Annotated in this window: 5 protein-coding genes and 3 pseudogenes; 6 read left to right on the top strand and 2 right to left on the bottom strand. The window is 59.7% G+C overall.

Translation table 11 applies throughout. The annotated features are described in order from the left end of the window. Nucleotides 1-246 (bottom strand): IS66 family insertion sequence element accessory protein TnpB (tnpB, locus tag AC630_RS43140; protein ID WP_143198665.1); only part of this gene is annotated, 246 nt, incomplete at its 3' end. Continuing rightward, nucleotides 243-587, bottom strand: a pseudogene (gene tnpA / locus AC630_RS39055) (IS66-like element accessory protein TnpA); the annotation flags it as partial. The gene tnpB and the pseudogene tnpA, both read right to left, overlap by 4 nt. Nucleotides 588-2,093: 1,506 nt before the next feature. Between tnpA and AC630_RS39050 the strand changes: the two are divergent. The 6 genes and pseudogenes from AC630_RS39050 to AC630_RS39035 all read left to right on the top strand — a co-directional run. Next, nucleotides 2,094-4,097 (top strand): annotated as a pseudogene (locus AC630_RS39050) (conjugal transfer protein TraG). A gap of 9 nt (nt 4,098-4,106) precedes the next feature. After that, nucleotides 4,107-4,544 carry a CopG family transcriptional regulator gene (locus tag AC630_RS39045; RefSeq protein ID WP_074123679.1) on the top strand — a complete coding sequence of 146 codons (438 nt, stop codon included), beginning with the start codon at nt 4,107-4,109 and terminating at the stop codon, nt 4,542-4,544. A 229-nt stretch (nt 4,545-4,773) separates the two neighbouring features. Next, nucleotides 4,774-5,031, top strand: coding sequence for a hypothetical protein (locus AC630_RS46485; protein ID WP_208867107.1), 258 nt, complete (start codon nt 4,774-4,776; stop codon nt 5,029-5,031). Then, nucleotides 5,028-5,489, top strand: a complete 462-nt coding sequence (locus AC630_RS48150; RefSeq protein WP_349540046.1) for a helix-turn-helix domain-containing protein — start codon at nt 5,028-5,030, stop codon at nt 5,487-5,489. Before AC630_RS46485 ends, AC630_RS48150 begins: the two co-directional genes overlap by 4 nt. Continuing rightward, a complete protein-coding gene (locus AC630_RS46480) occupies nt 5,444-5,842 on the top strand; it encodes a transposase (RefSeq protein WP_208867106.1) in 399 nt (132 codons plus the stop codon). The genes AC630_RS48150 and AC630_RS46480 overlap by 46 nt, the downstream gene beginning before the upstream one ends. A 485-nt stretch (nt 5,843-6,327) precedes the next feature. After that, a pseudogene (locus tag AC630_RS39035) lies at nt 6,328-8,037 on the top strand (site-specific integrase); the annotation flags it as partial.

Below are 8,037 nucleotides of genomic sequence, written 5' to 3'. Positions count from 1 at the left end.
GAACGTCGGCCGAAAAACTACATTGATTATCAGTACGATAGATTGATCCGCCTGCCTGGGATCTGACAAAGGGACGTACAATGAAACGAGCTGTGCCCGCTTCGCCCGGAACACGTAGACGGCGCCCGAGAACGGATCGGACTTCATCGTCTCGCGCACCAATGCCGCCAGACCCTCGGCGCCCTTGCGGAAGTCCACCGGCTTTGTCGCCATCATCACCCGCACCGTACCGGTCGGACCGATCACGTGCAGGCCTTCAGCGCCCGGATGACCATCGCGACCGTCTCGGCGTCAGCGCCACGGCCGACCCGGACGCTGACGCCTTCAATCTCTACCTCGATGATTCCTGAGCCCAGATCCACCGGGCGTGCCCGTTGGCGCCGCCGCCGAGCCGCGCCTTCCGGCAATGCCGATTCCACGACTGCAGGCACGAACTGCGGCACCTCGGGGGTGGCATCTGCGCCGGCAGGCTGCCGCGCTTGGCGGCGCCATGTGAACAATTGCTGCGGCGCAAGCCCATGCCGGCGTGCAACTTCCGAAACCACCGCGCCCGGAACAAGCGTCTCTTCAATCATCCGGGCCTTGTCGTCTGCCGAGAACTATCGGCGACGGCCTGTTCCCGCGATAATCTCAAGCCGGCGCGCCGTCGTGCAAGCGTAGACACAACACGATCTCCGATTCAGAGATCGTCACACTCGCCGATCGTAAACTTCAGGAAAAGGTGCGATCAAAACACCGCTTACGTTTCAATGCACACGTGCGAGGAAGCTCAGACCACAAATTCGCAAAACATGGTTCACTCCTTCGCCGAATTGCCGGCTATGCAGCATCCGGGTTGCGTCCGGCCTCAGACGCGCGGCTTGTTTCAAAAAGCACCGGTCTTGTTACAAGAACGACATCGCCCAACAAAAGCGCGCGTAATGCGGTAATCGTTTCCGTTGGCTTAGATCCTGCACACCACAAGCAGCGTGGAAGCGACGCCAACAAAGTCGCTCATTCTGTGTTGCGAAACGGCGGGCGCGCGTCTTCTTGAGGTGGTTATGCGATCTGATCTTCTCTTTTGGGGTGCCGCAACAGCTGCGCTCGTTGTGAGCTGCGCCGTCCGTGCGGCGGATTTTGAGCCGGCAGTACAGATACCACCCGCACTGTGGAGCTGGACCGGAGGATATTTCGGCGGGAACTTCGGCGGAGGCTGCGGGCTGATATCATTCAGTGGCGCCTACGGTCGGTCGATTTACAGCGACGTGGTCGATACCCCTCTATCCCTGATGGAAGGTCAGGTCGGCAGCCCTCTGAGCATTCAGTTTCTGCCGTTAGCAACGGTCCCAGCCAACATGACGAGCCTGTCCAACATCTTCTACATTGGCAAACTTGCTCTTAACTATGATTTTGACCGCGGCGCAAGGACGTCGGGATGGTCCGATGTGCCGCTAGACGCGACAGGGCCGACAATCAGCGAGCCGCCAATTGCTCTCGCTCCAGGGTGGTCGCTGGAAAGCGGTACGCCACTCTGGCTAAGCCGAGGAAAGTTTCGGTAGGACAGTCCCGCGAGCAACGATCCGAGCGATCTGCTGCCAAGACTCACGTAGCATAAACTGGGTCGGATCTTTGGTGAGTTGTTCGAACTGATTGATAGCCTCTGGGGGATATTCCCGAAAAGCAACAAGTTTTTCTGAAACTGCCCGCTCGTCGCTCTGAGGTCGGAAGCCGGCGACTGTACGCCTTACAGCGGCGAAAGCTCGGGTCCTGCGGCTCGCGTCCGCTGGAGGCCGGGAATAGAACCGCAAGCTTTTGGGGCCGTTCAAGTTCAAAAACTTGCCGGATTTACGACAGAGAACGCCCGAGCGCTGGAGGTAGCTAGAACTATCCGCATGCACGTCTTAGGCTTCAGATTGAGCTCCCCTGAAGGTCAATGTGCCATTGGCCTTTGATAAGGTGCCGCTCGTCCAGGCCGGATGCGGCAGCTGTGTCTCGTTCACTGCGTAGCTCCAGGTCGCGAGGTCGATCTGTACTCACTCCATGGCCGCCATTTCTACGCTCGTGCAATTTTGACGTTGCGGATCAGGGCCGCCAGGGTTTGATGAGCGTCCATCATGTCTACGACGAAGGTCCTTTGGGGCCAAATCACGCTTGTCCTTGCCATCGTGCTCATTACCACTTGGGCGGCGACCCAGTGGGTTGCCTGGAAGCTCGCATTCCAGCCGCAGCTCGGGCAGCCTTGGTTCGAGTTCGGGCATGGAAAGCCCGTCACCTGCCGCCCGCTTTTTTCTGGTGGTGGTACGCCTACGACGCCTATGCGCCAATGGTATTCACAGAGGGGGCTTGTATCGCAGCATCGGGCGGCATCATTTCGATCATAGTTGCATTTGCCATGTCGGTCTAGCGAGCCCAAGAGGCGAAGACGGCCGCCACCTACGGCTCTGCACGTTGGGCGCTTCCTCCGAACTTTCATCAGCGCAGCTTACAGGGCCGGATGGCGTTATCATCGGCCGGTGCGATCGCAACTATCTTCGACACAACGGGCCCGAACACGTGCTCTGCTTTGCGCCAACGCGATCGGGCAGGGGCGTCGGCCTCGTCGCTCCGACTCTCCTGACCTGGCCGGGTAGTTGCATCGTTCACGATATCAAGGGCGAGAACTGGGCGCTCACCTCGGGGTTCGGCTCCTTCCATAGGCGGGTACTGCTGTTCGATCCAACCAATCGATACTCTGCAGCTTACGATCCACTGCTCGAGGTTCGCCGGGGCGAGTGGGAGGTTCGCGATGTCCAGAACATTGCAGACGTGTTGGTGGATCCTGAAGGAGCACTAGAACGACGCAATCACTGGGAAAAGACCAGCCACTCGCTGCTAGTCGGCGGCATCCTGCACGTGCTTTATGCTGAGCCCGGCAAGACATTGGCTGGCGTCGCCAACTTCCTTTCGGATCCCAAGCGTCCCATCGAGGCGACGCTGCGCGCGATGATGACAACGCCGCACCTCGGCGATGTCGGTCCACATCCTGTCATTGCATCCGCAGCGCGCGAGCTCCTGAACAAGAGCGAAGACGAGCGCTCTGGGGTGCTTTCGACGGCAATGTCCTTCCTCGGACTCTACCGCGATCCGGTGGTGGCTCGGGTCACGCGCTGCAGTGATTGGCGTATTCGCGATCTCGTGGAGGCGAAATGACCAACGTCGCTCTATCTAGTTGTGCCGCCCTCGGACATTAGTCGGACCAAGCCGTTGGTGCGATTGATCTTCAACCAGATCGGACGGCGCCTCACAGAAGATCTCCACGCCGAGGCGCGCCGGCATCGTGTGCTGCTGATGCTTGATGAGTTCCCTGCTTTGGGTCGGCTCGACTTTTTCGAGTCGGCGCTCGCATTCATGGCGGGTACGGCCTCAAGAGCTTCTTGATCGCCCGTCTCTTAATCAGGTCGAAAAGGCGCACGGGCCGAACAATTCGATTCTCGACAATTGCCATGTCCGGGTCGCGTTCGCGCTCGAATGACGAGCGAACAGCAAGGCGGGTGTCAGAGGCCCTCGGAATGGCGACCGAACTGCGCGCCATGAAAAACTATGCCGGTCACCGGTTAAGCCCTTGGCTTGGACACCTGATGGTGTCCAGGCAAGAAACGGCGCGACCCCTGCTGACACCCGGTGAGGTCATGCAGTCGCCGTCGGACGATGAATTGGTGCTGGTCTCGGGATGCCCGCCGATCGGAGCCAAGAAGGCTCGCTATTACGAAGATCCACGATTCCGTGAACGGGTACTCCCGCAGCTCGAACCGGAAACAGAGAAGAGGGTATCCAATTGCCTCCTGACGATTGGAGCAGGGCTGCCTTTGCCTGACGGCTCAAGAACCAAACAGAAGCGATCCACAGAGAAGCAGCATGCTTTCTCGAGCGGTGATCCCGCCAATGGTGGCATTCGGCGCGAACCGGAGCTTGGCGAGCATGAGGAGGTGGGGATAGACCGCAGCCCGGAGAAGGAAGAGTTCGAGTTTGCCGATGAGGAAGGGGACGACGAGGTCCAGCGCGCCCGCGTCCTTCGCGGACAGGCGTCAAGTCTTGCGCGTCAGGCCGCAATGGATCCGGGCGACGGTCTCGATCTCTGAGATGAGGGCATGCGGATTAAGTACACATTTCGTCTGCCGCCGGACCTCACTGTTCAGCTTGCTGATTATGCCAGCCGCAAGCGAGTGGCTCAGGCGCTCGTTGTGGAGACGGCGCTATCCGCGCTCTTGTCGCCAGACAATTCGGAGCGAATGGAGGCAGCGCTCAGCCGGCGTTTGGATCGGCTGACACGCCAGTTCGAACGACTCGAACGTCACGTTACGATTTCAAACGAAGCGCTAGGTCTGTTCGTCCGCTTCTGGCTCACGGCGACTCCGCCTTTGCCGGATGCGGCGCAGCCGGCAGCCCAGGCGAAAGGACACGAGCGCTATGATTCATTTGTCGAAGCACTGGGCCGACGCCTGGCGAAGGGGCAGAGTCCGGCGAAGGAGGTTAGCTCAGACGTAGAGCCACGCGGCGAAAGACCGGAGAACTCCAAGCCGGCCTAAGCTCGCCGATACATTCATTCTCGTTGATTCCCGTGGAAGAAAGTCTCGAGCTGCCCTCCGGGCGCATCAAAATTTCAATCCAGAGAGTACTCGGTGCCGATCAGTCGCCTCGGCTCTGAAAGATGCCGATGTCACTGTGAGGAACACCATCCGAACAACGATCGAAGGGCTTGAGTCTGTCGTAGGGTTAAGTTGTGGTCCACTACAACGGTTACGCTACGGGACCATCATGTGCGATCTGGAACGCAATCGCGTCATCGATCTTTTGCCGGACCGAAATGCCGATACGGTGGCGTCTTGGCTAGGTCGCCATCCAGGCATCGAGGTGGTCGCGCGGGATCGCATCTATTCTGAGGGTGCCCGTCGCGGTGCTCCCGATGCACCCAAGTTGCCGACCGTTTTCACCTTCTCCAAAACCTGGGTGAAGCGCTACGTCTGGCTGTTGGCCGTCACCGCAAGGCGGGCGGTGCCGCTGGAAAGGCAATGATCGCGCAGATGGTCGAAAACGACAAAGCCAAGCCGGAACCAGAACCTACAACGAAACTTGAGGCCCTGCGCCGCAGCGGGCGCAGCCACCGCCGTTCACTCTATGCCGAAATTCTCGATTTGCGCGCCGCCGGCCTATCGCCGCGCGGGATCGCGCCGCGGATCGGCATGAGCGTGAGGACGGTCGAACGCTGGCTTGCTGCAGGCGGTGAGCCTGAGCACCGGCGGCCACCCGCGGGCTCTGTCCTGATTGATCCCTTTCGAGATTATCTGCAAAGCGCTGGGAGGAAGGTGAACAACACGGTTTGCAATTGTGGACCGAAATCAAGCTCCGCGGCTTTGAAGGCAGCAGAACGACCGTGTACCGGTGGACTGTTGCGCGCCAGCAGGGCTGATCGACGGCTGCGCCGAATGTGCGGTGGCGACTGCCCTCGCGCCGCAGCTGTGCATGGCTCCTGAGCAAAGAGCCTACATCGCTCGAGGAGCAGACCGAGCGGTTCCTTCATCATCTCTACGAAAATGCGCCGGAGCTTTCGAACGCCGGTGAGCTCGCTCGACGGCTCGCGGCATTGATACGGGGCGACGATGACACAGGTCTCGATCAATGGATCGAGGATGCTTCGAGCAGCGAACTGGCCTCGCTTGCACAAGGCAGCGGCCGCGACATTGCAGCCGTCCGCGCAGCCATCACCCAACCCTGGAGCACCAGCCCCGTCGAGGGACAGATCAACCGTCTCAAGACGATTAAGCGCCAGATGTATGGGCGTTCAGGATATGTACTGCTCAAAAACAGGCTGCTGGCAGCCGCATGACAATGCACAATGCGCTCGATGAAAAGCAAAAGGGACCTGCATCAAATATGCGGGAGAACCTTGATTGACGCGCCGCTCTCATCCGGTCTGCCGCGCCATAAGTCGCGGGTAAACCGTTCTGCCTTTCGCTCTCACGGCTGTTCAATACAGACGAAGCAAATGATCGTAAGAACCACACAGTTGAATCATCCTGAGAACTCGTCAGCTTCCAGAAAGCTAACCTTCCTAAACAGAATCGGGTTCTCGAGGGCGAGGCCGCCTGGCGAGCGCAAATGGAATGAACGTAGCAGCGCGCGGTTCTCCGTGTAGTCGGATAGGCCCGATGTAGTCGGAGGATCGCGGCTTGCAGCTGCGCCAATTTCTTGTTGCTGTTTTCGATTGGACAACGAGATTTGCTGTTAAAACCTCCCTCGCCTTGAGCCGTCCACACGTCCGAGCTGAGCTGGCGGCTTTGCGCACAATCGACATTCTCAAGGACGATTAGAGTGGACCGCAACAACATCAACCCATTCAGCCCTGGTGAGTTTCAGGCGTACAACGCCCCGCTGCAACAGCAGGAGCAGCAAGAACCGGGCAATAAGAGGCAGCAAGCGAGGTTTGAGCAGCAGCTGAGCGAGCTGCAACACAGTGCGTTTGATGAGAGCTCCGCAGAAGCGAGTTCGCCTGATGGGCAAACCGCAGACGGAGGTGAAGCGATTCGGCTGACTGATGTCGGCGGTTCGATGCAGTTGCCGCCCATTCAGGGCCACTCATTCAGCAGCACGCGCCAGAGCGTAGATATGCGCCATACTCCCTTCGGCCGTTCGACTGAAGTGCCGTCCAAGCGAGGCCGCGAGAACGATGGCCCGGACGAGGAGCTTTTTTCTAGATTCCGCGAGGCATCCAAGAAAAACCGAGCCAGCGATGGCTCCATCCGCGAGGAGGCCAAGAAAAGCGGGACAAGCGATCGCACGATCCGAAGGGATCTAAAGGTACTGCGCAACTTCAGCGCCTGGCTTCTGACGAAGCAGAAGCCACCAGTCAGCAGCCAACTAGAGAATATTCAGGCATTACGTGCCGAGGGGAACGAGTTTGCGGCCAATGATGTTCGCTTGGGCGCTCGTATCGAGGCAGCGTTGACGAGGCTCGAGCAATTCGCAGTCGGAGCGCCGGTGACAGCGTTGCCGCGAGGCGGCCGGCGTGTCGATCTCGAGGACGAGGCGCTCATCAACGCTGCGTGTGACGAAGGCGTTAAGCGCAGCTTTGCGCCGGTAACCATGCAGCAGTACCGTAGGGCTCTTAACAGCTTCAGTAGGTGGCTCAACGATCGCGGGGTGAGCATTACTCAGGCTGGCCCCCAGGAGCGAGACCGCTATATTAACTCTGGGACGGGCTCGTATCCTAGAGAGTTTCCACGTGCGTGGAATCTTCTTCAGAACTACCGCCGACGCGCCAAGCCGCTCCCGCTTAGGGATGTTTCCCCCAGCGCGGATGACGAGGCGCTTTTTCTCGGATTTAGCGAGGTGGCCCCGAAAATCGGCGTGAACCTGGGGGCACTTCGCCAGTTCAGCGCCTGGCTTCAGGCGACACAGAAGCCGGCAATCACCGGTCGAGTTGAGAATCTAGAGGCTTTACGTGCCGAGGCCGACGAATTTGCGGGCGATGACGTTCGCTTGCGCACTCTTCTCAGGACGGCATTGCCAAGGCTCCGGCAATATCAACAAGCTGTCGAGGCGAACCGAGCGCTGGGGTTGGGTCCGCCGCAACAAGCGGGCTCGCTCGCCTGGCTAGGCGCTCCGCAGCCGAGCTCGTATCAGGAGCTTCCGGCAACGCCCGCTACCCCGAGCGCGGGAGCGTGGGATTGGCTTAGGGAGCAGATGCAAGAACCAGCTCCATCACCGTCCACACCACACCCTGACCCGCAGCCGGGCTCGTTTCAGGAGCTTCCGGCAACGCCGGCTACCCCGAGTGCGGGAGCGTGGGATTGGTTTAGGGAAGTGATGGAAGAACCCGCTCCATCGTCCACACCACACCGTGGCCTGCAGCCCAGCTCGTATCAGGATCTTCCGGCAACGCCCGCTACCCCGAGCGCGGGAGCGTGGGATTGGTTTAGGGAGCAGATGCAAGAACCAGCTCCATCACCGTCCACACCACACCCTGACCCGCAGCCGGGCTCGTTTCAGGAGCTTCCGGCAACGCCGGCTACCCCGAGTGCC

The organism is Bradyrhizobium sp. AS23.2 (assembly GCF_001908185.1).
Lineage (GTDB): Bacteria > Pseudomonadota > Alphaproteobacteria > Rhizobiales > Xanthobacteraceae > Bradyrhizobium.
The sequence above is the reverse complement of the archived record's forward strand: the minus strand, read 5'-3'. Positions and strand labels throughout refer to the sequence as shown.